Source organism: Kitasatospora sp. NPDC002965, assembly GCF_040611255.1.
Taxonomy (GTDB): Bacteria; Actinomycetota; Actinomycetes; order Streptomycetales; family Streptomycetaceae; genus Kitasatospora.
In genome coordinates, this window is the sequence record NZ_JBEXNT010000072.1 from 11,774 (window position 1) to 37,980 (window position 26,207).

14 protein-coding genes are annotated in these 26,207 nt (G+C 70.2%); 2 read left to right on the forward strand and 12 right to left on the reverse strand.

Annotated features, from left to right (window positions below; translation table 11 throughout):
• Positions 1-348: 348 nt before the first annotated feature.
• The 12 genes from ABZY91_RS25330 to ABZY91_RS25385 all read right to left on the reverse strand — a co-directional run bounded on the left by ABZY91_RS25330 (position 349) and on the right by ABZY91_RS25385 (position 21,387).
• Complete coding sequence (locus ABZY91_RS25330; RefSeq protein WP_355405363.1) at positions 349-1,104, reverse strand: hypothetical protein; 756 nt, start codon at positions 1,102-1,104, stop codon at positions 349-351.
• A 98-nt stretch (positions 1,105-1,202) separates the two neighbouring features.
• Complete coding sequence (locus tag ABZY91_RS25335) at positions 1,203-1,526, reverse strand: helix-turn-helix transcriptional regulator (RefSeq protein WP_355405364.1); 324 nt, start codon at positions 1,524-1,526, stop codon at positions 1,203-1,205.
• A gap of 660 nt (positions 1,527-2,186) precedes the next feature.
• Entirely contained in the window at positions 2,187-3,611 is a 1,425-nt protein-coding gene (locus ABZY91_RS25340) for a DUF2971 domain-containing protein (protein ID WP_355405365.1), read from the reverse strand.
• Between the two features lie 450 nt (positions 3,612-4,061).
• Entirely contained in the window at positions 4,062-5,756 is a 1,695-nt protein-coding gene (locus ABZY91_RS25345) for a GIY-YIG nuclease family protein (RefSeq protein WP_355405366.1), read from the reverse strand.
• 159 nt (positions 5,757-5,915) lie between these two features.
• Positions 5,916-7,163, reverse strand: coding sequence for a hypothetical protein (locus ABZY91_RS25350; RefSeq protein ID WP_355405367.1), 1,248 nt, complete (start codon positions 7,161-7,163; stop codon positions 5,916-5,918).
• A 457-nt stretch (positions 7,164-7,620) separates the two neighbouring features.
• On the reverse strand, positions 7,621-9,159 hold the full coding sequence (locus ABZY91_RS25355) for an ISL3 family transposase (RefSeq protein ID WP_355405368.1): 1,539 nt from the start codon (positions 9,157-9,159) through the stop codon (positions 7,621-7,623).
• A 360-nt stretch (positions 9,160-9,519) separates the two neighbouring features.
• A complete protein-coding gene (locus tag ABZY91_RS25360; protein WP_355405369.1) occupies positions 9,520-10,167 on the reverse strand; it encodes a hypothetical protein in 648 nt (215 codons plus the stop codon).
• A 10-nt stretch (positions 10,168-10,177) separates the two neighbouring features.
• Positions 10,178-16,366 (reverse strand): AAA family ATPase, encoded by a 6,189-nt coding sequence (locus ABZY91_RS25365; protein ID WP_355405370.1) that lies wholly within the window; start codon positions 16,364-16,366, stop codon positions 10,178-10,180.
• A gap of 221 nt (positions 16,367-16,587) precedes the next feature.
• Complete coding sequence (locus ABZY91_RS25370; RefSeq protein ID WP_355405371.1) at positions 16,588-17,916, reverse strand: AAA domain-containing protein; 1,329 nt, start codon at positions 17,914-17,916, stop codon at positions 16,588-16,590.
• Entirely contained in the window at positions 17,913-19,379 is a 1,467-nt protein-coding gene (locus ABZY91_RS25375; protein WP_355405372.1) for a hypothetical protein, read from the reverse strand. The genes ABZY91_RS25370 and ABZY91_RS25375 overlap by 4 nt, the downstream gene beginning before the upstream one ends.
• Positions 19,376-20,515: a hypothetical protein gene (locus ABZY91_RS25380; protein ID WP_355405373.1), complete on the reverse strand. Its 1,140-nt coding sequence runs from the start codon at positions 20,513-20,515 to the stop codon at positions 19,376-19,378. The genes ABZY91_RS25375 and ABZY91_RS25380 overlap by 4 nt, the downstream gene beginning before the upstream one ends.
• 53 nt (positions 20,516-20,568) lie before the next feature.
• Positions 20,569-21,387 (reverse strand): hypothetical protein, encoded by an 819-nt coding sequence (locus ABZY91_RS25385; RefSeq protein ID WP_355405374.1) that lies wholly within the window; start codon positions 21,385-21,387, stop codon positions 20,569-20,571.
• 122 nt (positions 21,388-21,509) lie between these two features.
• On the opposite strand from ABZY91_RS25385, the gene ABZY91_RS25390 reads away from it, so the two are divergent.
• Together ABZY91_RS25390 and ABZY91_RS25395 are read left to right on the forward strand one after the other, a co-directional pair.
• Positions 21,510-22,760: an exonuclease SbcCD subunit D gene (locus ABZY91_RS25390; RefSeq protein WP_355405375.1), complete on the forward strand. Its 1,251-nt coding sequence runs from the start codon at positions 21,510-21,512 to the stop codon at positions 22,758-22,760.
• On the forward strand, positions 22,757-25,957 hold the full coding sequence (locus ABZY91_RS25395; RefSeq protein WP_355405376.1) for an SMC family ATPase: 3,201 nt from the start codon (positions 22,757-22,759) through the stop codon (positions 25,955-25,957). The genes ABZY91_RS25390 and ABZY91_RS25395 overlap by 4 nt, the downstream gene beginning before the upstream one ends.
• The last annotated feature ends 250 nt before the right edge of the window (positions 25,958-26,207 follow it).

The window sequence follows — 26,207 nt, forward strand, 5'->3', positions numbered from 1 at the left end:
ACATTGTCCCGCCACCGATCCCGCAGCAAACCGGGATTGCCCGGCCCGGCGGGCCCGGCGGGCCCGGCGGACGGGCGGCCCTGCCGGCACGCCGGGCGGCAGGGGCCGGACCGGGCCGGCAGCGGCGAACAGGGCGGCAGAACGAACCGCGGGCACCGTCGCCGGCCCGCGGCAGGCGAACCGCGAACGGAGCGGCCAGGCGGGGTGACCGCTGGCGGGACAGCCGGACGGGCGGCAGGCCCCGGGCGCCGGACAGCCGACGGGCGGACCGCCGGGACTGCTCGGTGAGCGGCCAGCTTGCAACTGCCAAAAGCACCACGGTGCGGGGTCCTTCACCATTGCACCGGCTCACTCCTCCTGCTGGTTACCTCTCTGCCGGGACGCCAGCTCGACCGCCCGGATCCGGTGCAGCCACCGGCTGAGGGCGTAGAGTCCGGCGCCGGTTACGGCGCAGGCTTGGACGCCTTCAGTCAGCAGTTCGTGCAGGCCACCAGTGGCGTCGATGTACACCGCCTGCGCCCCAACCAGCGCGGCGATGGCCGCGCGAACCCGTGAGGAGGTGGACAGTGCCCAGTCCACTGGCGCCCACAAGGGGCGGCCCAGGTGACGCAGTCGCAGCCGCAGCGCGGCCAGCACGAACCCGACGGCCAGCGCAAGACGCCGGCTGTCGGTGAGAGCCAGCCCGGATTCCGGAGCGCCGGCGAGGTCGGCCAACCAGGCACCACGCAGGTGGGCGTGGCGGGGGCCCGCAATCCAGGCGGCGGCCCGAGTCAGGTTCCACCCGCGGGGTGCGGAGAGCCGGGCCTGGGCCCGAATGCGGCGCTGCGCGGCCGCGAGCGCATTGGCATTGATGATGTCTTGGATTCTGCTGAGGACGGGGAGGCGGAGATCAACTGGGATCTCGTCGACCGCGGTGTTCATCCGCGTTTCAAGGGCCAGGACAACCTCGCTCTGAGAGGTGATCATGGGTTGGTAGCCTTCGAGGACGGCCCGGGTATGCGGGTCGAGGTAGAGCGCGGCGGTGGTTTCCAGTTCTAGGGGCCAGTCTTTTGGGTCAGGGCCGACGAGATCGGGGCGGACGCGGTTCAGCGCGTGGTGCAGCATCCGCTGGCGTCTCGCAAGGTTCTTCCGCGCGGAACTGTGCCTCTGCAGTAGGGCGCACAACCGGTTGACGTGTCGGAGCAGCGCGAAGGAACGGGTTGTCACGCGGTACCTCCCGCCAGCCCCTTGTAGCCGAGAGGCAGTCGCCGCTTGGCTCGGGCCTGGAGTGCCTCGGACGCCTTCCGTCTGCCGGTGGCGGTGAGTTTGTAGAACCGCCGGGCGGGTCGGCCCGGGTGGGGCGTGCTCTCGGGCCAGGCCTCGACCCAGCCGAGGTCGGCGAGGCGTTCGAGGATCGGATAGACGGTGCCGGAGCCCAGGTCTGCCTCGACACAGATCCGCAGCCCCCAGGCGGGATCGGCGTCGTCGGCGGAGATCAGCACGTCCAACACCCCCATGGTCGGCTTCGTCAGCCGTGGAGTCGTCATGCTGCTAGTGCAGCACACCCCCTGACCATATGTCGAATACGACATATGGCCGCCGGCGCCGCCTTTCCGTGGGCATTCCCGGGACCATAGGTCCCCGCACGTCCACGCGGTTGCGACGTATTCCCCCCGTCCCCGCACACCGGAAGTTCGAAGGCCGGGACGGCGGCGGTTCCGGTTGGCGGGGCCGAGGCAGCCAGGGTGCCCCCTGCGACGGCCGGCTCCGACGGGTCGACGGAGGCCCTGGGCGCGGCCACGGCGGACGGGCCAACAGCCGCGGCGGCCGAACCGGCAGCGGGCATGGTGGGCCGGCACAGCGGCCGTCCGGCAACCGGCACCACCGGCACGGCCGGGAACGACGAAAGCCCCAACCGAAGCCGGGGCCTTTCGCAAGAGCAGACCTCCAGAAGAGGACCGCATCACCACCGTAGCGCCAACACCCGTATACCTCACCCGATTTTGATCTCCCACCACCCACCCCTCCCCGTGAGGGCCGCCGCTGGCAAAGCAGCGGGCCGGGCCAGGCCCAGCTCGGGCATGACGGGCGGAGACCGGAGGCTGAGGCGAGACCAGGGCGGCAACCCGACGAAGCTCCGGGACCGGCAGCACGTGTTCGGCCAGCCGGCCAGACCCGGATCGGCGGAGCGAAGTCGTAACCGGTGCTCACGTACTCGATCGGAGCCTCTCGAACCTGGGCTGTGCTGCCTTGGCCCGCCCATACAGGTCGTCCAGCACTACCTGTAGAACCTCCGCTGCGTCCGCCGTCGGCACTTCGCGCACAGCCCGCCACAGCCCTTCCTTCACGCGGCTATCTGTTCCCGGGTATCCGATGGCAACGACGGCATGGAATCGCAGGCCGTCGTGATCCAGAACCTGCAGCGCGGCGGCGCAACAGAGGACGGGCCCGTGGCTGGACTCATCGGTGATACAGCACATCGCGCCGTCTTCCCAGTGCACGCGCTCCCCGGGCACGCCTGGCTCGCGACCACGCTGCGGCTCCAACACAGCATCGAGTCGCCCCTCAAGGACCTGGCTCTCTGTGTCTGCCCACTGCAGGCGGGTGGGGAGCTGCCTCACAGAGTCGATAAGTGTCGTCATGAGCTTGCGGTGCCGCAGTTCGGCTTGGTTGCGAAGTGCCTTGGCCTCGCTTGTGGACGCGCGCAGCGCGGCAAACCGGGCCGACAGGCTCCCCTTCATCCGCGAGCTCTTGGCCGTGGCGGGCAGCGCGGTCGGTCCGGGGGTCTTGATGAGGTGGCGACCGTGGTAGCGCAGCTGCCACACGTGCACATTCGGGTACGTAGTGACAGCTTCGAGTAATGCCGGGATCCTCCGCTCCGGGAACGACTCACCAAGACAGATGTCGGTCAGAGCATCGCGGATCGGTAGGGCGACAGGAAGGAGGGACTGATTGAGGATAACCAGCCGGTACTCGACTTCACTGGCCCAGCCATAGTGCTTGCTGAAGAAGACCGCTCGCGGGTTCGCTGCGGCGTAGTCCAGGGCCGCGGCATCGACACCGAAGTGGCGGATCTGCCCGATGCCGAGATTGCGTGGGGCTGGTGGATCCGCGAGGTAGCTGACCGGGCCGTGAAACTTCAGAGTGTCCGCCTCGTCGTGCTGGTTCATAGTGCGAATCAGGGATTCGCGGTTGAACCCGAGACAGACCCCCGCGTGGCCAGCGCCATAGTGGGCCCACAGCGACAGGTGCGCCCACCCCCGCCGTGCATCGGGATGGGGGACATCTTCAAGTAGATCGAAGTCTCGGGTCAGGCAAACGACTTTGGCGTGGAGCCGAATGCTGCCGTCGATCTCTGCCCAGCCCTTGTCTATCCACTCCTGAGCGAAGTCTTCGTCGTCATGGTGTTGCGACAGGATCGGGTAGTGGGGGCGCGCTTCCCAGAGGTCGTTGGTTGACTCGAACGGCGACAGACGTAACATGCCGCTGCCGAGGATGCCAAAGACCGCCGTGTCCGCACTCGTGTAGTGAAAGAGTGATTCCGTTTCCTTCCGGCGCTGGGTCCGATTGATCTCGTTCATGATGGATGCGGGTCCGGCGTCCTTCACGAAAACCGAGTCTTCCCGTGGCATGGCCCTGCCCCTCTCGTGGTGCAGCCTGCGGGCCGCGGCTCGCTACTGTTTGTAACCGCCGGGCCGACTCCGCACGCGACCCGTCCTGTCCAGCCTGACCCGGCGGGTCCCCGCCCGCCTGGCGGGTTCCGTACATACTCAGTGCCGGGTAGCAGCAGGGCAGACACGCTGACCGCGACCTGCATACCTCGCTCACCGGACTCCTGGCCGGCCCCCAGCTCGTCCTGGATCGCGTTGCGGTCCGCCGCCTCGACGAGGCGCTGCTGGAGGACGTGCTGGGCGACGGCCGGCAGGTCCGTGTCCGGCAGCGCGGTGAAGCTGGCGGAGACGCGCTCGAACTTGGTGCCCTCGGGGGGCGGCTCGGGTAGTCCCAGGCGTCGGCAGGCCTGGCCGATTTCCTTGTGCGGGTGGTCGCACAGTCGCGGGACGACGCTCTCGACCAGGTCCGTGTCAGCCATCCTGCGGCTCTCCCAGCTTCCGGTTCGCCGCCGGCTCGACTCCGGCGGTGGCAGGCGATTGGTCTTGGTCGAAGAGTGACAGCTGTCCTGTCCCCGCGCCGCGGCCCTTTCGAACCCCGCCTTGGAGGGGAGGCTGTGGTCGCACTGCCCACCGGTCGGGGCGCAGGATGCGCTGCGCGGGCACGGGGTTGACCTCTCCGGCCAGGCGCTCGATGTGGGCCTGGACGAAGGTGGCGAGGGCGGTGGTGGTGATGAGGTCGGCGTCGAAGGTCTCGGTCCAGCCGTTCGGCATGATCTCGGCGCTCAGGTAGGGGCGGTGGCCGGCCTGGCGGAGTTGCTGAAGGACGGCCTGTTCGACGGCGTGGGCTTCGGCGCCGGTGGTGAAGTGCCAGTCCTGGGCCAGGGCCCAGCCGGCGCGGCGGTGGTGGTTGACGCGTTCGTTGCGTCCGGCGGTGCCGCCGATGCCGACCTTGACGGCGTTGTGCCGGTGGTGGTGCATGACGTACACGCGGGCGGGGGCGGTGAGGTCGAAGCCGTGGGTGGCGCAGAAGCGGCATCCGCCGCCGGTGCGGATCTTCGTGAGGGTGGGGGTTACTTCGCGGCCGCAGGTGGTGCAGCGGCAGCGCCATGGTGTCATCGAGGTGGTGTACGGATCCAGTGGTTCCAGGCCGGCGGCCCGCATGTCCGCGGCGGCGACGGCGGGGTCGGCCTTGCGGGCCTCGGTCGCGCGCACGTCCGCGCAGTGCCGGCACCCGCCCTGCCCGCCCAGGATGCCGCCGAGGGACGGCGCGGTGTCACGGCCGCAGCCGGTGCACCGGCACCGCCATGGACGTTGTCGGCGGCCGGAGTACGGCTCCAGGGGCTGCAGCCCGGCGGCGCGCATCAGCGCTTCGGCCTCATCCGCCGGCCAGCGACGGCGCCCGCCCTCGACAGCCGGGCAGTACGGGCAGGCCCGCAACCCGATACGCAGGTTGCTCAGCCGGATCTCCACCTGCCGCCCACAGCCGGTGTGGCGGCACTTCCACAGCTCCGCCGGGCCGGGATAGGACACCAGCGGCTCCAGGCCATGACCACGGACCTCCGCGTCCGCCTGCTCGCCGTCCGTGCGCGGAAGCGTCCGGCGGCGCCCCCACGCCCGGCTGATGCCCTCACCGGCCTTCCGGCGCCCGCACGGCCCACAGCCGCCCTGCCCGCGCTTCACGGAGCCGTGCGTGGGCGTGACCTCGGTACCGCACGTGGCGCAGCGGCAGCGCCAGAGGAAGTCCGTTCCGGGATACGGCTCCAGCGGCGTCAGGCCCGCCGAGCGCATCAGTGCCTCGGCCTCCTGCGGGTCGACGGGCGCGTTCGGTGCGCACCAGCGGCAGATCCCGACGCCGCGCTTGACGTTGGAGTGGCGGGCCTTCACCTCTCGCCCGCACGACTCGTGCCGACAGCGCCAGTGCGCCGTCGAGCCCGGGTAGGACTCCAGCGGCTCCAGGCCCACCGAGCGCATCAGGGCGGCGGCCTCGTCGGGCGGGATGCGCGCCGTTCCTGAGCAGTACCGGCAGCCGCGCTGCCGGCCGGAGGCGATGTTGCCCAGCCGGGGCGTCACCTCCCGCCCGCATTCCCGGTGGATGCACCGCCACGGCTTGTCCGTGCCCGGGTAGGCTTCCAGCGGCTCCAGCCCGGCCTCTCGCATGATCACCACCGGATCACGGGGATCCTTCCGCGGACGTCCCAGCGCCATGCCACTCCGATCCTCGCGCCATCCCCGCCGAGAGCATCTCAGCAGCCACTGACATACCGTCAGAATGGCTGGCTGAGAGAGTCTGTCCGTCCGGCGCGGTCGCCTTCCTCGCAGCACAGGTCATCCGGAGCGGCTGTGGCGGTATTGGTTCTGCGATGCCAGAAAAGCGGTTGGTTCCCAGTTGCAGAGCAGCCACTCGCCCTCCCATGGGTCGGGCACGGGATAGCCGGTCTCGTCCTCGCGAATCCATCGGAGGTCGGCTTCAGCCAGCTCGTGGCTGGCGAAGCGCAGGGCGACTCTGAGGGTGAGGGCCGCTGCCATACCGTGTTCGATGCGGAGGATCTCGAACGAGGTGAGAGCGAAACCTTCGTAGGAGTGCCGGACACGAAGAGGGGCCGCGTTGGCATGCTTCGCCCGCACCCCACGTGTCACCAGTTGGCTGATACCTCCGTAGTTCCGCCGCGTCCAGAAGGTGAGCAGCCTGTGTGCCCGCTCGTTGACCGGATGCGCCGCGAAGTCAGGGTCGGCCGGCAGGAGCAGTCGGGCATTCCACTGCTTCGCAACGCGATCAATCTTGGCCTGCTCGGCGGAGCGGGCGGCCACGCCAGCCAGATCCCTGAGTACGGAGGACCATGTCGGCGGCGTGACCTGACCTTTCAGGTTCTCCCTCTCGCGTGCTCGCGCCCAGTCCGCCACAGCGAAGAGCCGGTTCCATGCCTTGGTAGCGACGATGATGTTGTCGAAGTCGAGGATGCTGCCGTGCACGATGCCGTTGCGGTAGAGCTCGTACACCGGCTCCTCGTTGGTTGCGCTGCGCCCCTTGGTAAAGGTTTTGTGGGCGTTGGCCAGCCCCATGTGGTGGCCGACGACGCTGTCCCAGGCGTCCATTTCCTCGGGCTGTCGGGTATGCAGTCCGCGGCGAACAGTCTCGAACTCGTTGACGAATCCGTCCATGGCCGCGAGCAGGACCAGGACACAGGAGTAGTACCGGCCGGCGAAGTAGTCTTCCTTCGCCTTGTCGATGAGCCCGAAGCGCTTCCGCATCGCCGGAAGCTTCCTGAGGGAGTTCACCATGAAGAAAAGACGGTCACGGTCGTTGTGATAATCGATCAGCATCGCCTCGGCGCACTCGGCGTCCTGCGCGGAGTCAAGGATCGTGGCCACGGCCTGTACCAACATCATGTCGTGGAACACCCAGTTCCGGACACCCAGCAGTGCGTAGAACCGGTCGACCGTGTCCGCGATCTCTCGAACCTGCCGCTGCATCGCCTTCACGTCGCGGCCCTGCTGTGGGAGCACCCGGCACAGCGCGAGCTGCTGGCGCAGTTCCACGAACGACGGCAGGTCATGCGCAGATTCGTAGGTCATACCTGATGGTAGGACGCCCCTACGACAAGCCCGAAGGAGTTTCTCGCCCTACTCGCCATATCGGCCTCGGTAGGGGCGCGGCAGAAGGTGGAGGCCACGGAAGTGTGAAGTCCACGAGGCCAAATCACGCAGCGGGGCAGCGGGCTGGCCGCCCCAGGACGCAGCGTAGCGTGCAGTATCGGGGCGCGGCCCAGATCAGTTCGCTGGCTGCCGACGCTAGAGTCGCTGGCCCCGTCCGCCCCCACGGCCCGGGCCTCGCCAATCATCGCGTGCGCGCGGGCCTTGCGCAGGCTCAGCAGGGAGCGGGCGGTCGAATCCTGCGTACGGATGAGCGCGCGGTCCAGGACCGCGACGGCGGGGGCGCCCTCGCCGAGCCACATGCTCTGGTAGGCGAGGTCGGAGGGGTGTGTCCAGCCAACGGCTCTGGCCCGTAATCGGTGGTGACGCTGTGTGGTGGTCACTGGAGGAGGATGCGGTGGCGGAGCAGGGGGAACCCGGCTCGGCCGTGCATCTGCCTCATGATCCGCTTGGTTCGCGTGTTGACCCCCTCGGTGCGGCCGTTGCTGTAGGGGAGGGTGAGTCCGGCGTCGATGGCGGCGCGGTCGAGTTCGAGGCCGTTCGCGAAGGAGTCCAGCTGGGGTAGGTCGGCGGCGCGGACCGTGGCGATCCAGTCGGTGAGCTTGGCGCCGTTGCCTTCGGCCGGTGTCAGTAGCCTGGCGAACTCGCTGGTAAGGCAGGCGAGTTCTGTCATCTCGGGGCAGGCATTGGTGAGTTCCCGCAGGAATGCGGTGTCCTTGTCGCGCAGGTTCTCGGGGCGGGAGAGCAGGAGGCGGGCGAAGTGCTTCGGGGTGGTGACGGGCCTGTCGCCGTCGGCGCGCCCCTGGGTGATATAGCGGACCAGCAGGTTCGCGCTGCCGGTGTAGCCGAGTTGTCTGATCTCGCGCAGGAGGTGGGTGACGGGCACTGCGGGGTTCTCGGCCCGGCGTCGGCGCAGGTGGTCGCGGTGGGGGTCGACGAGCGTCGGCTTGTAGCGGGGTGCGCGGCGGTCGCCGGTGGGCTCTTTCATGCGGGCGTACCGCTTGACGGTGTTCAGGGCGACGTCGAGGCGGCGTGCGCATTCGAGCAGGCCGACACCCTGGCCGAGCAGGTCGTGGACTCGCTTCCAGCGTTCGCGGGTGGTCTGCTCGCGCACGCCCCCGGGCCGGACGGGGTTCACGGCGGTGGCCCAGCAGGCGGAGTGGGAGCGGACCTCGGCCAGGACCCTGTCGCACAGGTTCGACCAGAGGTGCCATCTGTCGCTGACCTGCACCGCCTCGGGCAGGGCCTGGCGGATCGCCTCGCCGTAGCAGCCGGATCCGTCCCGGCAGACGTACTCGACTCCGGGGTGCGCGCGCAGCCACGCGGCCAGGGCCGCGGCGGTGCGGCCTGGCAGGACGTCGATCCGCTCGCCGGTCTCGGCGTCGATGATCACGGTCGCGTAGCGGTGCCGGCGCTTGAGGGCGAAGTCGTCGACGCCGAGCACCCGCGGTACTCGCAGTGGCGGCAGCACCTGGCGCATCAATAGCCGCAGAGCGGTCGAGCGGGAGATCGCGCACGTCAGCGCGCGGGAGAGACGGGCGCCCGCCCGGCCCGCTAACTCCTGCACCACCGAGCCGAGTTGGTCGGCCAGCCGGCTGGTGCGGCGCTGGTAGCGCTCCACCACGCCGGGGACCTGCTCGCGGAACGTCTGCCACGGGCAGCCGAGCACCGGGCACACCAGCCACCGCAGCCGCACCGACACCACGACCCTCCGCCCGTCGACCGGCACGTCCGCGATCATTCGCCCGTGGAAGCCGTGCACCCACCCTGTCGGCCGCCCGCACCCCGGGCACGGCACCGGATCCTCCCGAGTCCGCGCCGACACCCGGATCACCTCGACCTCGTCTGCCACGCCCTCGACGACCAGGGCCGACAGGCCCGAAAAAACCACACCCACAAGCTCGTTGACATCACGCACACCATGCCAACGACGGCAGTCACACTTGGTCACCACCGATTACGGGCCAGAGCCGATGACCGTACAGACCCGAGAAGACACACACGGTTGCGCAGTAGTGACCGTCCGGGGACACCAGGCCGTCCGTGTGACAGCGATGAGAGGCCTCGGCCTCTGCCTGTGCAGACGTGGCCTGGTGGGCCTCGCAGCTCGTCGCCTGTCGGCAGGCGCCCTATCTGCACCCGCGGCGTGTTGTCTTCGGCCGACTCGACGGGGTCGAGGCGACGTGAGGGCTGTTGATCGCGCCGACAGGCTGCCGCCGACGCGGCTCCCGGGAGGGGCAACCTGCTCAAGTCCTTGTCCCTCCGTGCGCTCAGTGCATCAACGCGGCTTGGTCGGCGTGTCCTTGGCTTCATCCGCGAGCAGTGAACGGACGGTCTCATGGTACCTGTGCGCCAGATCCAAGGCTCGGCGTGCTTGTGGCGTCAGGTCGGTCTGCCCGCTCGCCTCGGCGTCGTCGTTGGTGGACCGCTCCGTTGGGGGTGGGCCTGCCGGGGCGGCTGCGCGGTCGGCGCGGCCGGCGTAGAGCTCCAGCAACTTGCGCTCGTCGACGGCCAGCAGCTGTTCGAAGGACTCGAGCCAGTCCTGCACGGCATCGGTCGGTTCGTTCGCGGTCTCTTCATCGGTCAGCGCCGCGAGGACCTGGTGGTGGAGGCGCTCAAGGGCGGAGAGCCCGTTGCCTTGTTGGAAGCCGTACACAGGTGCGTCGATGCTGGTCAGGATCTCTGCCATTTGCTTCGCGCCCGGCGGCGGCCACCCGTTCGGCCAAGCGGTGCGGTGCGCCCACAGGTCGAGGACGGCACGCCGGCACTGCTCGGCCGCGTGGGTGGCCTCTTCTGCCGTCCCGGTCACCCGTGCATGGTCGGCCGTGGTGATGAGTTCGGCGATGTGGTGGGCAAGCCATTTGGTGAGTGTGTCGCCGGTTCCGGCGGGGTCGAGCTCGTGGAGGATCTTCTCCCCAAGCCTCATCAGGTCGGCGTCAGAGAGCGCTGACCCGTCCGGCTCCGTCGAGGAGGTAGAGCCTGCTGCGCTGGATCCTGGCTTTTGCGGATCCGTCAGATCTGAGGTCAACCTGTACCTCCACGATGAGCTGCATATCGGTGGCTGCGAGGAACCCGAGCAGTTGCTGGCGAGCGACGGTAATGCGGTAGCCCGAGGACTGGACCCGCCGGATCGAGTATCGCGTGTCGAAGTCCTCGTCGGACCACAGCGTGGTCCACGTTAGGGGGCGTCCCGTCGGGCCGAGCAGGGCAAGGCCGCTGGAGTCGACGGTGCACGCGGCCCACTGTCGGAATTCATCACCCGGTAGGGGGAGTTCCCAGGCCAGTCCGCGGGCTTGGTGATCGAGCCCGTCGAGGCCTTCGCGCTCGTAGGGGCCCGCGGCAAGCCAGCCTCGTAGCTGGAACGGCCCGTGATCGACCTCGGCGTTGTCATCACCGAGCATCGGCAGTCTCCAGGAGTGGGGGTCCTTCGCGGCCTGGAGAGCGCGCTGGAGTGCTCGTGCGTGGGCCGGGCCGACGAGTGCCGATCTGATCAAGGCGGTGCCGCGTTCGCCAGGACGGGCGACGTCGGTGCTCGCCGCGACGCACACGTGCTCTGCAAGGGCGCCTTCTGTCAGGCCGAGCAGGGCCTCGAAGTCGGCGGGCCGAGTGCCGAGCCACTTATCCAGCGGCCGAGTGCCGAACAGGGCGGGCTCTGCCGGGATCGCGGAGCGCAGGTCGGCGCGCCAACTGGTGGTGGACATCGGGAGGTGCCCAGAGAGCCAGTGCATCCACGGGTCGTGGCCGTCCTCGTCGTACTTGCCGATGCTCACCGGGGCTCCGCTGTCCGCCAGTTCACCGGCGGCGAGCATCATGGCGTGGTACTCCATGTAGAGGTGGAGGCTCTCCTCCGGCGGGATGGTCCCGTGACGGTGCATCATGCGTCCGGCTGTTTCCTCGTCGCGCAGCTCCCGGACGTCGGTCATCCAGTCGTCCTTGGAGAGCTGCCACTCCTCGACGATCCACCGCTCGGCCCGTTCGCTGACGTCCGCGATCTCCATGCCGAAGACCCTGGCGAGGGGCGCGAACCAGTACGGCAGGGTGTCGATGGCATCGAAGGCGTAGCGGGCGCCTGTCCGGTTGCGGTTTTCGTCTCCGAGGGGGCGGTGGCGGTCTCGGGGTGTGTGGCAGGAGGTGGGGCGGTTCGCCCAGGCGAGGTCGCCGGGGTCGCCTCCGGGGGTAGCTGCGGCGAGGGTGAGCGCGGTGGTGCGGGCAAGTTCCCTGATCTGGGCGTGCGGGAGGGTGCGGTCGGTGGCGATCGCGGCGATCGCCGGCAGGTGGCGGGCCAGAACGGCGGGGTTCTCGTCGGCCACACGCTGCAGGACGGTGAGCAGCCACACTCGGGCCGACAGCCAGTAGAAGTGGAGGTCGGGGCTGCGGAACGCTCCGGCCGTGGTGCTGTGCAGGTATGTGGCCAGGCAGTCAGCGAGGGCCGGGGACAGGGGGCTGTGGGTGTCGAGGAGCAGGCCGCGGGCGGTGTGGGCGGCCTGCCAGCGGACGGCCTTGCGTTGGTGTCCGAACGCGCTCCATAGCAGCGCGCCGACGATGTCGGCCGGCGTGGTCGCGGGCGGCAGGTTCGGGCCGGGTTGCGTTGCGGCGGGGAGCAGGGGGCGGAGTTCGCGGGTGGCGGCGTCGGCCGCCTCGTGTGGTTCGGCGAGTTCGGCGAAGACGAGGGCCAGGTTGATCATGTGCCCGGCTGTCAGGTGCGGCCGGCATTCGTGGATCGCGGCGAGGAGGTCGCCGCGCAGGGTCTGTGTCGTGGCGAAAGCGCTGAATGCTGCCAGCAGGAGGTGCGGTGCGGTGCCGTGGGTGAGCTGCGGCAGGTGGCGGTTCAGGATGCCGGGCAGCGCCTGGGCGGCCCAGGTCCGCACGTCAGCCCATGCCTGCCAGGTGCGGATGAGTTCGGCGATCGCCATCAGGGCGGCGAGAGTGTCGATCTCGTCGTTGCCCATCAGGGCGAGGGTGGCGTCGAGGGCTTGGAGGCGCTCCTGGGGTGGGGTGTTGTGCACGCTCGCGGCGATGAGCTCCGCTAGTTCCTGGCGGTTGGGGTAGGTCTGGAGGAGGCCGTCGAGAAAGGCACTGTCGGCGAGCTGCCTCCATGCGGGTGCGCCGGCGGCGGGTGCCTTGGCCTGGCGCATGCGGCTCGCATAGGCCTGCTGGCGGCGCTGGGAGAACTCGTCATAGGTCCAGAACGGCATGACCGGATCGAGCATGGCGTGCAGTTCGCTGTCGGTGACGCGGTTGTCCTGCTCCCAGTCAAGCAGGTCTTGGGCGAGGCCGGGCTGTTGGACCGCGGGCACGCTGGAGCGCAGCCATCGGGCGGTGCGTCGCAGTTCCCTGCGGGCCAGGCTGATCCGCTGGGCGTCCTTGGGCAGGGCGTCGAGGAGGGTCAGGGTGGTTGCGGTCCGCTGTTCGGGGTCGTCGATCAGGTGCTGCAGGTGGAAGGCGTCCTGGGGGGTGAGGAATCCGGTGGCGACGGACGCGGTGATCAGTGGGGTTACGGCGTCCGCGAGGGTGTGGCGCGTTTCGTCGTCCCAGCGGCTCGCGGCCGCGAACGCGGTGGCCGGGCTGAGGGCGGCGGCTGCGTGCAGCAGGTTCTGGTAGGGGACGGCGTCCTCGTCCGCGGCATGGCTGGCTGCGGTCTCCCCTGCCGCGAGGAGGCGCTCGGCGAGGTCGGTCGCCTGCTGCTCGGAGCAGGCAGGGGTGCCCCGGGCCGCGAGGCGGGCGTGGGCGCTCAGCAAGCGGGCACCGTTGTCGTCGATCCCTGCGGCGGCTTCCGTCGCACGGGCGAAGTACATCTCACCGAGGTGAGGTGACACTTGCCCGGCGTGCTGGGCGCAGGTGGCCAGGAGGTCGACGCGGCCTGCCGCGGTGTGCTGGTGTTCCTGGGTGTGGGTGACTGCCCGTTCGCACAGGTCGGCGGCGAGGGCTTGGTCGGCGTTGCGGGTGTTCAGGGTGGCGGCCATGTCGAGCCACAGCCAGGGGGTCTGGCTGTGGAGGAGGACCGGGCCGCGGTCGGCGAGGTCGCGGAGCAGGCCGGGGTCGCTGGTGTGCGCGCCGGCGGCGAGGATCGCCTCGGTGGCCAGCAGTGCCCAGGCCCGGTATGTCTTCGCGCCGCGGAACCACCGGTGGACGGCGCTGTCGTCCTGCCGCCGGAGTTCGTCCGTGATGGCGGACGGGAGGGCGTCGGTGTCTTCCGCGAGGATCGCCTGTGCCCGGAGCATGCACATGCGCAGCAGTGGGGTGGCGTGGTCCAGCCATTGCTGCCGGTTGTGGGAGTGGCGGCCGCTGCCGGTGCGGTCGTTGGGGTCTGGCCTGAGGTGGCTGGGCAGGCAGGCGGTGATGTCCGGGTCGCGGCCGTCGAGGGCGGCGAGCAGGGCGTGTTGGCGCAGTGCCAGAACGGTGCCCGCCTCCGGGTGCCGCATCTCGGACGGGAAGTCGTAGGTGGGGCGGAGCCAGTGCTCGGTGAGGTGCCGGGCGAGGGCGCGGTCGCCGTGCTGGGCGGCGCTCTCGCACAGTTGGACCTGCCAGGCACAGGCCTGTGCGGCTGGTGCGTCCAGGCAGGCCTGGGCGCATGCGTCAATCCAGGTCTTGTCCGAGGTGTCGAGTCTGGCGCTCAGATAAGCGATGAAGGGGGCGTGGTAGAGCGGAGGGATGTTGAGAGACTCGAGGTCGGCCCGTGCCTGCTGCGGGGTGGTGGAGGGGGCGGTCGTGTGGGCGAGGGCTGCCGCGGTGTCGAGCAGGTGGGCGGGGTTGGACCAGCGCCTGATCCAGTGGGCCGCGGCCCCGGGACCTGACAGCAGGTGGTGGGCGTGCGCGCCGGCCGCGAGGTCCTCCGGTTCCAGAGACCATTCCCAGGTTTCGCGGGAGGGCAAGTCTGCTCGGCGCTGCAGCCATGCTTCGGCGTTGCGTAGGTGTTCGCGGGCCTGCTCGTGGGTGGCGTCGTCGTGGGCGAGGACGGCTGCGGCGTGCATGTGGGCCGGACCGAGCCACGGCTGCGATGTGTCGCGTACCAGCCGGCGGGCGAGGGTGGGGCGGTTGCTGTAGCGGGCGGCGAGGCTTGGTCGGCTGCGCAACAGTTCGGTCAGGGCGGTGGTGGAGAATGTGGCGGTGCAGGTCCGGATGACCAGGCGTACGGCCTGGCTGCCGGTGCTGCTGTTGGCTGCTGCCCGCAGGGCGAGGTCGATGCGGCGGTCGCGGACGTCGAGGCGGTCGAAGCCGTCCGGAATGCCGGCGGGCTCGGGCTCGTCGAGGACGAGGTCGATGATCTCGTCCTCGCGGCCGGCGTCGTAGAGGTGGTCGGCGACATGCGTGGCCGCGTCGGGATCTGTGGCGCGTGTTGCCAGGAACAGGTCGGCAAGGCGGCGGTGGGCCTCCCGGAGGTCGTCTTCGGTGAGCACGCCCATGACGTACGCCTCGAAGTCCTCGTCGCGGAAGGCGATGGTGTCGTCTTCGAGGGTGACGCCGGGCTGGAGGCCGTGGGCGAAGGCGGTGATCTGGGCGGTGGTGACGCCGAGAGCCTGCGCGAGGGCTTCGATCCGCACGGGGCGGGACAGGGCTGCCAGGAGCGCGAGCCATCGAAGACCGCCCGCGTCGGTACCAGTGGTCTGGAGCGCCGAGTTGACCAGGTCTTCAAAGAGGTGGTCCGGAGTGGTGCGGCACTCGGCGAGGATGTGGGGGATCCCGTCGCCTTGGGTGGTGGCGATGCTGAGTGCGTAGAACTGGGTCCGGGGATTTCCTGCGGTCGCCTCGTGGAAGAGCACCGCCTCAGCGTCGGTGGCGCCGGGCGCGTAGCGGCGCAGGTGCGCACCGGACAGGGACCGGTCGAAGGGGCGCAGCGCGACGGTCGCGGTGGCTCCTTGGGTGAGTTGGGAGATGCGGTGCGAGCGGGCGGTGAGGATCAGGCTCGTCCGGTCGGGCAGGATCAGGTCGCGCAGCCCTGGCAGGAAGCCTCGCTCCTGCTTCCGTTCGGCGGCGGTGGCGGCGTTGTCCGCGGCGTCAACGGCCAGGACGAGACGGCCTGTCTCGGGGAGTGTGTCGGCGGCCTGCTGGAGGGTGCGGGTGAACTGCTCCCACAGGTCTTCCTCGTCGCGGGGCGCTTCCAGGAGCAGCGGGGTTCCGCAGGCTTTCGCGAGGTCGTTGGTGACCTGGGTGATGAACCTGCGTGGACTGTGGCGGCCCTGCCCGGAGTGGAGGTAGCCACCGGCGCCGAAGCAGTCGTACATCACGACGACCGAGCCGGGCGGCAGGTTGTCCTGGAGCTGGGTCATGGTGGTGGACTTGCCGGCGCCGGCGCCGCCGTGGACGAGGACTCTTGCGCGGGGTGTGGCGAGGGCTGCGGCGGCGATCTCGCGGGCGCTGGGCGCGGGCAGTGGGTCGTCGACCTCGGCGAGCATCGGCGGGGCGGGATAGAGGGTATGGGCTCCGGGGATGCCGAGTGCGGCCAGGACGTCCGCGCGGCGGATGCCGGGCCGGTGGGCGAGGTCAGGAAGGGCGTGCCGCCGGATGAGGTCGAACAGCTTCAGCGCGGAGGTGTCGGGCTGGCCCGGGGAGTGGGCGGACATCGCGGTGCGTACGGCGAGTTCGAGGCTCACGCGGCCCTGCTGCCCGCAGTCCGAAAGGTCCAGCACTGTCAGGAAGTCGCAGAAGCCGCCGCTACCCAGGTCGCCCTTCAGGTTCTGGTAGAGCGTGTCGATGACGGTGCGGTCCTGGTCGGTGAGCGCACTGAGCAGAACAGCCGCCTGGAGGGGGCCAGGGGCAGCGGCGATGGCCTTCTTGGCTGCTTCGACCGCCTGCACCAGCCGGGCGTCCGCCGGTTGGTTGCTGACCAGCCGGATGGTCAGGACACGCAGTGCGTGGTCTCGGCCGTGGACTTTTGCGAACTTGGCCCAGACGTCGGCGAGGTCACGGATGACCGCGCGGGCGGTACCGGTCGGTTTGCCGGTCACCGAGCTGGTGCGTTGCTTGATGTGGCACAGCCGTGACGCCGTCCACGCCTTGTCGGGGCTGGTGGTGCTGTGCTTCAGCTGGGAGACGACGAGTGCGGTGGCCGTCGTGGCGTCCTCGCCGCCGAAGTACTCGGCGGCGTCGGCCGCCTCGTAGATGTCATCCGGATCGTCGACGTGCACCAGGCCCTCGACCGTGAGTACACGCAGCGTGCTCGCCGGGTCGATCAGGGCCAGTGCCCGCCTGGACGCCCACCAGAAGTGGTAGTCGTCACCGGCGTTGGACTCTCGTGCTCCCGTGATGTCCCTCCTCAGTCATCGGAGATTGTTTCAGACCGCGCCCGCGCGTGTGGGGTGGCCGGGCGATGGGCTGGCTCGTTCCTGTGGTTGAGGTCCCGTGGCTGCTAGGCACGGATGACATGTTCGGTCAGGTGTGCGAGGACGGTGTGGTTGGCCTCCCAGCCGTCGGGGATCTTGGACGCGGCTCCGAGGTGGATGGGGTCGTCGGAGGGGTGGGCGTCGAGGAGTTCGGGGATGCCGGCGCGCGCAACGACGATGCAGGCGTGGCGGTGCCGTGAGGTGAGGACGCACAGGCGGCCGGCTTCCAGGTGGAATGCGGAGGCGTCGCTGCGACCGGAGAGGGGGTGCAGGACGAGCGTGATGGCGAATTCCCGGCCCTGGAGCCGGTTGGCGGTGTCGACCGTGACCCCCTTTAAGCGGGGGTGGTGATGTGCCAGGAGCGCTCGGATGTGGTGCGCCTGGTCACGGTGTGCGGTGCCGATGGCCAGGTCGCCCGGTTCGAGCTCCTTCCCTTGGGCGTGGTCTTCGCACGTGGCGGTGGCGCGCCGGATCATCAGCCGCTCGGCGAGGCCGAGGACGGCGTGGAAGGCCTCCGTGTCGAGGCGGTGGGTGAAGCGGGCCGGGAGTTCCAACAGGGCCCAGCCGGTTCGGGCGGCGTGCTCGACGACGGCGTCCAGATGGCTGCGCATTCCGAGCGCGGGGAAGGTGACGGTGCGGGCTTCGGGCGGGCTTCCGGCCTGGAAGTCGTTGAGGGGGTAGAACGCGTCGCTGATGACGGACACGGCTGACGGTGGCAGGCGCCAGGACACGGGCAGTGAGTGGACGGGCAGGTCGTGGTTCTTGTCGAGGAGGACGGCGACCGCGCTGTTCATCGGATTGTGGGTCAGGCCCTCCCAGCGGCGGGTCTCGACGACGGAGAAGGGGTCGAGCTGACCGGGGTCTCCGACGAAGAGCGCCCTGTCGAAGACGCGCGCGGCCAGGCGCAGGAGGGTGTCGGAGCGCATCTGGTAGGCCTCGTCGATGATCGCCCACGGCCACGGGGAGTCGGTGACGGTCGTCCACTTCATCGCGGTCCCCACGATGACCCGGGCGTCGGAGAAGTCCTGGACGCGGTCGCTGACGTCGACGCCGGGGAGGGCCGTCAGGTCGGCCGGGACGATGTGCTCGCGTGCGGTCAGACGGCCGATCCGCAGGTCTGGGTGGTGTTGGGCGAGCCGCCGTACGAGGTCGTCGACCTGGCTGTTGGTCTGGGCGATGACCACGCACGGTTCCCCGGACCGGGCGAGGTCGGCGGCGGCCCGGACCACCAAGGAGGATTTGCCGGCGCCGGGTGGGGAGTCGACGACGAGTCCGCGCTGGGTCAGGGTGCGGAGCTGACCGAGGACGGCGCGGGTAACCCGGTCGGCGTCCTCCTGCGGCTTGGTGGGGCTCACCGTTCCTCCCCTTCGTGGTCGGGGTGTTCGGGCGGGGGGCCGCCGTGGGTCCAGGGCGTCTGGTTCCGCGGCGGGAACTCCGGCAGCCGGTAGTGGTCCGGTGCCGCGGTGAACGTGAGCAGGTCGCCGGGGTCGGGGAGGACGTTGTAGTTGGGGCGGGACTCGGGGCCCATCCCGGCGGTGATCTCCAGCTGGACCTGGGTGGTGTCGCTGCCGGGAGCGATGTCGCAGATCTTGTAGCGGGCGTTGCGGTGCGCGTGGCAGGCGAGGAGTTGACCGGGCTCCATGCTCACCGGGTCCGCGGTGGACACGGTGAGCATGGGGCGCCACTGCCGCCGGGTCTTGGGCCTGACACAGCGGTCGGCGTCGACGATGGTGACCGTCCCGGCGAAGGCTCGTCCTGCGGTGCGCAGTTCCGCCCTTGCGAACGGGTCGTCCATCGCGCGTTCGGTGTCGAAGGCGGCCGTGGCTTCTTCTCTGCGGGCCAGGCCGACGGCGGCACTGACGGCCTGGTCGCGGGCTGCCTGGGGGCGTCCGTCCTGGATCAGGTAGGTGCTGAAGTCGGTGAACACGCTGCGCTCCTTGTTCCAGCGGCGCGCGGTGCTGTCGGCTTCGGGCAGGGCGTGCAGCAACGTGTAGGCCTGCCACATCAGGTCCCACGTCGGTTGCAGGTAGTGGGCCAGCAGCCGCTCGAGGTCCTGAAGGGCGCGGGGTTGTGCCGTGGTGCGGGCGTACTGCTCGAACAGGGGTGCCAGTTGCTCGGTGTCGAACCTCGCGTCGGTGGCCGGTCCTGCGGGTCGGTGGGTGTCCGGGTGTTCCGCCGCGAGGGCGGCGTCGCGGCCTGAGGCGGCGTCACGGGGTGGGTCGATCCAGGCCAGCAGGAGGGTGAGGTCCTCGTCCTCGAGCGGGCTCTGGCCGGTGATCCAGTGCATGGTGAGGAGGCCGGTCAGGGGGACGAGGGCGCAGGAGCCGGGGATCTCGGCGCGGTCGGCGAAGTGGGTGAGCCACTGTCCCAGGCGCGGGACGCCGTGTTGGGCGGGGATGTCGGTGTCGGCGGGGCGGAATCGCAGGTCGCGTCCGAGCCTGTCCAGGTACGCCACGGTCTTCGGGTTGGGCACGAGGATCTGGGGGGCGTCGGTGTAGCGCCGGCGTGCCGGTCTGTTGGTGCCGGCGGGGATCTGCTCGCTGCGCTGTTGGTGTTCGTCGATGTAGGCGGTGACGGTCGCTGCGAGGGCGCCGAGCATGGGGGCGGTGCTGCCTGAGGGTGGGGCGACCAGGAGCTGGGGGTGGCGCGGGTCGGTGCCGAGCATGACCGCCAGGGGTCGGGCTGCCGGCCCGGTCTGTTCGAGGGGAAGCATCATCAGGGGGCGGTCGCTGAGGTGCAGGTGGCGCAGTTGGCTGGTGGGAACGGCGTTGCCGGTGGCGGCGGCGCGCATGCGCAGGAGTGAGGCGAGCAGGCTCATGCGAGGCCTGCCAGGAGGTCCGCGTGGACGCGGTGGGCGTGTCGTAGGGCCTGGGTGATGTCGGCCTGGTCGCGTGAGGGGTGCAGGTTGCCGTCGGTGAGGGCCAGGACCGTGGCGGTGGTGTCGATTCCTGCGGTGTCGTCGCGGACCTTGGTTCCCAGGGCGCCGGTCGTGCCCCGGTTGCGTGCCTCGCTGCGGCAGTAGAAGGCGAGGTCGCAGTGCTGGCGGCAGCCGGGGGTGTAGAGGGGGCGGGTGGCGGTGAGTGCGTCGGTGAGTTCGCCGTGGGGCCGGGTCGGGGTGTTGTCCGGGCCGGCGGCGAGGTCGAACGTGGTTCCGGGGGGAAGGCGGTCCAGCAGTTCGGGCAGGCGCCGCAGTCTGCCGAGAAGCCGGCTGAGGGATTTGATCTTCTGGCGGGCGTTGACGAGTGTCGCAACGGGTCGGCTGGAGAAGTTGAGCGGGTTGACCAGGATCACGGAGTCGCTGACGCACTCCGGGGGCAGGTCCTCGTCGGCGAGGAGTTCTTGCAGGGCCAGTACGTGGGCGGCGGCCTGGGTGACTGCTGCGGTGAGTTTGGCGCTGTCGGCCTGCCCGTCGATGACGGCGAAGGGCTTGATCTCCACGATGTGGAAGGTTCCGTGGTGCTGGAAGGCGACGACGTCGGGCTCCAGGTAGACCTGGTGGCCGGCGACGGTCAGCCGGAGCACGGGGTGGTCCAGCAGGATGCGGGGGTCGGAGGTTCCCTTCGCGGCGCTGAGGATGCGGGACCGGGTGTGGGCATGGCGTAGCGGCAGGGGGGACGGGCTGTCGCTGCCGACGCTGTTGACGTCCTCGTAGCTGACCTCAGGGATGGTGAGGCCGAGGGTCTCGCGGAGCAGTCGGACGAGTTCGGCGCCGCCGTGGACGGTGACCCGGTGCTCGAAGGCTGCTGCGTGGTCGAGCGCGAGCCGGCTGCTGCGCAGGGGGCGCGACAGGCCCAGGTGGGTGGCGAGGGCGTCTTTGTCGACGCCGGCTGCGTCCAGGAGGGCACGTCGGTCGCAGCCGGGGTTGGCGGTCAGTGCTGCAAGGGTTCGGGCGTTGTGCGGGACGGGCGGGCGGGAGCCCCGCAGGGCGTCCAGTCGTGCGTCGAGCGGGTTCACCGGGTTCCTCGATGGAGCGGGGCACGGCGAGCGGTGCTGCCGGGGGGAGGGTGTCAGGAGGTGCGGCGTTGGCGGGCGGCGTCGTGCAGGGTGCTGCCGAAGATCTGCTGTACGTCGCCGAGTTGGTCTCGTGCGCGCCGGGCCGCTTCGGTGCGGGTGTCGGCGTCGTCGTCGGCGTGGATCGCCAGTTCTGCTGCGGCGGTGTGCCGGAGTGCGTCGAGGTCGAGGGGGCCACGGAGCGGGTAGTCGGGGATGTTGCGGCCGCAGCGCAGGAGGAGTTGCTGGACGGCGGCGGGCAGGGGGGCGTCGCCGGGCAGGCGTTCGGCCGCGTCCGCGAGGTGCATGGTGGAGGTCAGGAAGTTGACACGGTGGGTGAGGGGTCCGATCAGGCGTTGTTCCAGCGGCCATGTGCTCAGGGCGAGGAGGGCTCGGGCCGGGGAGAGGAGGTCGAACGTCAGGGCGGAGCACACGTAGTAGTTGCGGTTGTAGGGGGCGTTTCGGAAAGACCGTTCCTCGTCGCGGCGCAGGGTGGTCAGCCGTGCTGTGTTCAGGGGGCGGGAGAGGAACGCCTCGTGGACCTCGCTGAGGATCCTGGGTGCGGTGGGGACGGCGGTCAGGGTCAGTGCCTGCTGGACCTGCTCGCGGACGGGTGCGTCCCCCCAGGTGCGATCGGGGGCCGGGGGTGCGGCCGGCGGCTGGGGCCGCTGGGGTTCGCCGCCCGGGGTGAACAGTGCGTTCCAGGCGCTCTGGGTGCGCTGGAGTTCCTGGCGCAGGGTGGTGAGCTGGGCGCTGTCGTGCTGCTCCTGCGCCTGCCGCATCGCGTGTTGCAGGCGCTGCATGTGGGCCTCAAGAGCGTCCAGGTGCTCATGCATCCACGCATGCTAACAGCAAGTCATCGCTCCTGTGCTCCCTGTAATTCTCATGTACACTCCGTCACGACCTGAGCACCAAGAGTGCTCATTGGGCTTTCGTAGACAGAAGGGCTCATGCAGGCATGAGCAGACTGCTCCACACCTCCGACTGGCACCTGGGCCGGACCTTGTACCGGCACCCGCTCGAGGAGGACTTCGATGCCGTCCTGGCCGAGATCGCCGGCATCGCCCGCGAGAGCGAACCGGACCTGATCGTCCACTCCGGCGACCTGTTCGACTCCTCCCGCCCCACGTCCCGGGAGCTGATGCGTGCCATGCGCGCTCTGGACGAACTGGCCGCCGTCGCACCCACCGTGGTGCTGGCCGGCAACCACGACTCCCCCGCGTACTTCGAGTTCCTGGCCTACATGAGCGGCCCGTCCCGCGGCCGGGGGCTGTTCTTCACCGACCGGCTGCGCGCCCCGGACGAGGGAGGCGTCCTCACCTTCGACACCTGCGGAGGGCAGCAGCGGATCCGCCTGGCCGTGATGCCGTACGTGCATCCCAACCGGTTCTGGCAGCCGGCCTCGGTGTTCGGCGTGACGTACGCGGACTACGCGGCGGCGATGCGCGGTGTGCAGGCAAAGCTGACAGCCGGTCTGCGCGAGGGCTACGACCGCGACCGGGACGTGCTGGTGTTCGCCGCCCATGTGTTCGTCGCCGGGTCGAAGCCCTCCTACAGCGAGCGTTCCGTGGACATCGACGCGGCCTACGCGACCGCCGCCGCGGACCTGCCGGCGGTGTCGTACACGGCGCTGGGGCACATCCACGCTCCGCAGGCCGTTGCCGGGGCGCCGGGTACGGCCCGCTACGCCGGCAGTCCGCTCCAGTTGGACTTCGGCGAGGCCGACGAGACCAAGAGCGTCGTGATCGTCGACGCCGATCCCGGACGGCCCGTTCGAGTCAGGACCCAGCGGCTGACGAGCGGCAGGCGTCTGGCCAAGTTCGAGGGAACGCTGGAGGAGCTGCGGGCCATGGCGCCCCAGTACGAGGGGGCTTTCCTCAAGGCGGTGATCGTCGGTGAGGAGCCGAATCCGCTGCTGGTCGGCAGAGTGGCCGAGATCGTCCCGAAGGCGATCCTCATCAACGCCGTACCGGCGGTCGTCGCCGCTCCCGGGGCCGTGGTCGATGCCGGCACCGACGAGGAACCGGACCTCCCCGAGTCCCTGCGGGCCTACATGGAGACCAAGGACTTGGGCGAGAGCACGGTGAAAGCCGCCGTCACCGCGTTCACGGGCCTGCTCGCCGAGGTGGACCACGAGACACCGCCGCCGTCACCGGCCGAGGACATGCTGCAGGCCGCGCTGGAGCGCACCTGGACGGAGGCCCCGTGAAGGTCAACCGGCTCACCTTCCAGAATCTCCGCAGCTACACCGACGAGTGCAGCCTCGACTTCACCGGCAAGAGGCTCGTCGCCATCCTGGGCAACACCGGCGCGGGCAAGAGCACGCTCCTCGAAGCGGTGATCTTCGCCCTGTACGGGCGAAGTTCGTGGGCATCGGACGGCTACGAGCTGATCAGCAACGGCTGCGAGGAGATGACCGTCACCGTCGAATTCACCGTGGACGGCTTCGCCTGGCGGGCGCGGCGCGCCATCTTCGCGAACCGCAAGGACCCACAGGCCGTACTCGAGCCCGTGATCCCCGGGACCGCCGCCACGGTCGACAACACGCGAGCGGTGACCCGGGCAATCACCCAGATCATCGGACTCGACTGCGAAGGCTTCGTCAGCACGGTCATGCTGCGCCAGGGCCATTTCGACACGCTCCTCAAGGCCACCCCGGCCGATCGCACCCTCCTCCTGCGCAACCTCTTCGGAATCACCGAGCTGGAACGCGTACGCAAGCACATCCTCACGCGGATCGACCGGCTCAACGGGAGCATCCTCACAGCCCACAAGGCCCGCAAGGGACTCCTGGACGATCCACGTGCCAGCGCTGCCCGCGCCGAACAGGACCTGGAACGCACCCTCGCCGCCGCACGGCAGCGCCGCGAACGGCTCGACCGTCTGCGAGGTGCCCAGATCCGCGCCGCCGAGTGCGCGCATCACAAGTCCGCCCTGGACAAGGCGGCCCGGTCGCTGCGGGAGCGCCGCGTCGCCGACGCCGGTGCCACCATGGCCGCACTCGCCCAGGTGAAGGAGAGCCTCGACGCCGAGGAGCTCGTCCTCAAAAGCACGGAAGCCGACCTGGTACTGCAGTTGGCGGCCTCGCAGGCCGCCCTGGACGCGGCCGCCCTGGAGGACGTCACAGTCCGCTCCCTGTCCACCGCCCTGGCCGTGCTCTCGCCCCTTCCCGACCGCGTCACCGACCTGAGCACCCGGGCCCAGCGGCTGGAGCAGGAACAGCTCCAGCACCGCGAGCAGGAGCAGGACGACGCGGCCGCCGCCCAGGAGCTCGCGCAGCGTGAGGAGCGCGCCGTCCTTCTGCAGGAGGCGACCGAGCAGGACGAGCGCGCCGTCGCCGAGATGCGTGCGGACGCCGACCGGATCCAGGACGGTGTCCGAGCAGCCCTGCAGGAGGCCTCCACCGCCGCAGGGCACCGGCAGTCGGAGCACACCATGCTCGGGCAGGCCGAGGACCTGCGTGCTCGCAACGCCGGCCAGCAGGAGGAGCTGGCCGGGCTGCGCAGCTCCTACGACGCGGCCCAGGACGCCCTGGTGGTGTTGCAGCGCAGCGAGGCGGCCCACACCGCCGGTACCCACCTGGCCCCGGGCGACGCCTGCCCGGTCTGTGTCCGGCCCCTCGGCGAGGGCTTCATCGCGCCGGAGCCGTTGGACGGCACGGCTCTGGGCCGGGCAAAGCGCGCTGTCAGCAAACACATGACGGCCCTCAACAAGGGCACGATGGCGCACGCGGAGGCCGACTCCCGGCTCAAGGCCACCGTCGAGTCCGCCGACACGCACCGGCACCAGTACCTGGCGGCGGACGAGCGCATGGAAGCGGCGCTGCTGCAGGTGCAGGGGTGGATGGAGGCAGTGCGGTCCGGCGCGGATCCTGCCAGGGGCGCCGCGTTGGACACGATGCGCCAGGACGTGTCGGCCCAGGCACGCGAGCTCTGCAGGGGCACCCCGCAGACCCCGTCCCAGATCGCCGCCGCCGTGGTCTCGATGGTCCAGCCGCTGCGCGAGGCGGAGATGGACCGTGCTGCGGCGCTGAAGGCCTCCCAGGCGGAGTTCGTCGCGGCGCAGACCGCAAACGAGGTTGCGCGGGCCGACCTCAAGCAGCGGCGCAGCCGTCTCCAGCGCGAACGCAAGCGCCTGGACAAGGCCCGACTGCAGTCCGAGAGCGACCGCAAGGCGCTACTGGCGGAGATCGCCGCGATCCCGTCGCCCGTCCGCCCCGTCCAGATCGGCCCGGACGAGCTGCCCCGCATCGAGGACATCACCTGTGCCCGGGAAGCTGCCAAGCAGCGCCTGGCCCGGCTCGAGGCGACGGCGCAGGAGCACGAGGAGACCCGGGAGGCCATGTCGGCCAACGCTCGGGACCGGCAGGAGCTGGTCGGACGGCGTCAGCGTACGGTCGACACCCCGACCCGGAAGCTCGTCGGCCGGCTGGCGCGGTGGGCGGACACGGCCGCGGACGCGCACGGCCTCCTCGGCCACCCGGCCGCCCTCGAGCTGCCGGCCGTTCCGGACGGCAGCGACCTGGACTTCGTCGACACCTACGTCGCCACGTTGGCCTCGCTCGGCCAGGGCCTGACGGTGGAGGTGAAGCAGGCCATGCGTCAGGCCTCGGCCGAGGTCCGCGCGTTCGAGGAGGAATTCGTCCGCGAGGCCGGCGCGGGGGCCACCGAAGCCGACCCGGACCCCGGGTTCCCGGTGCCGGGGGACGGCAAGCTGCTGGCGCCCGCTGCCCTCGACCCGCTCAGCCGCAAGACCAGCGACGCCGAGGCCGCTCACGAAAGGACGAAGGCCGACCTTCGCAGGGCGAAGTCCCAGATTCCCTACGCCGATGCGCTGACCGACGCCCTGGAGGCAGCGGACCAACAGGTCCTGGTCTGGAAGACCGTGAGCGACCAGCTCACCGACGGACGCTTCCTGGCCTACCTCACCGAACGGCGCACTACGTTGCTGCTCAGTCACGGCAGCAGGATCCTCCACACGCTGTCCGCCCAGACCTACAGGTTCACCGAGAAATTCAATGTCGTGGACGTCAACACGAACCTCGAGCGCAAACCCGGCACGCTCTCCGGCGGGGAGTCCTTCCAGACGTCGCTTGCCCTGGCGCTCGCGTTCGTCGAACTCCACAGCTCCACTCACAGGCTGGAGAGTTTGTTCCTGGACGAGGGCTTCGGCTCGCTTGACTCCGTGCGGCTGAAGGACACGCTGCAGGTGCTGCGCAAGAGCGTGACAGGAGACAGGTCCGTCACCGTCATCAGCCACCTGCTTCCGGTGGCCGAAGCGGTGAACGACGTCCTGGTGGTCCGAAGGGAAACGCAAGGGTCGTCGTCCAAGGCCCGCTGGCTGCAGCCCGAGGAGCGCGACAACCTGATCCGGAACGAGATCAGGCAGATGCTGGAGCACGCCTGAGCCGGGCACCGCAGGCCGGGTCGCGGACGTGAGGACGACCGCCTTCACCGGGGCCGGGTCTAACGGCCCGGCGCCGGCGAGGTAGACGGCCCTCGGGCGATCCCGGCGGGCGCCCGAGGGCCGGCCCGGCCACCCAATACCCCGCGCGGCACAGGCGCCGCCCCGCCCGGCCCCGGCGGGCAGCGGCCGGGCGCCGGGCACGCCGCGCGATCGCTCCTACGAGGCCGCGGTGGCCGCGCAGGCGGCCCGC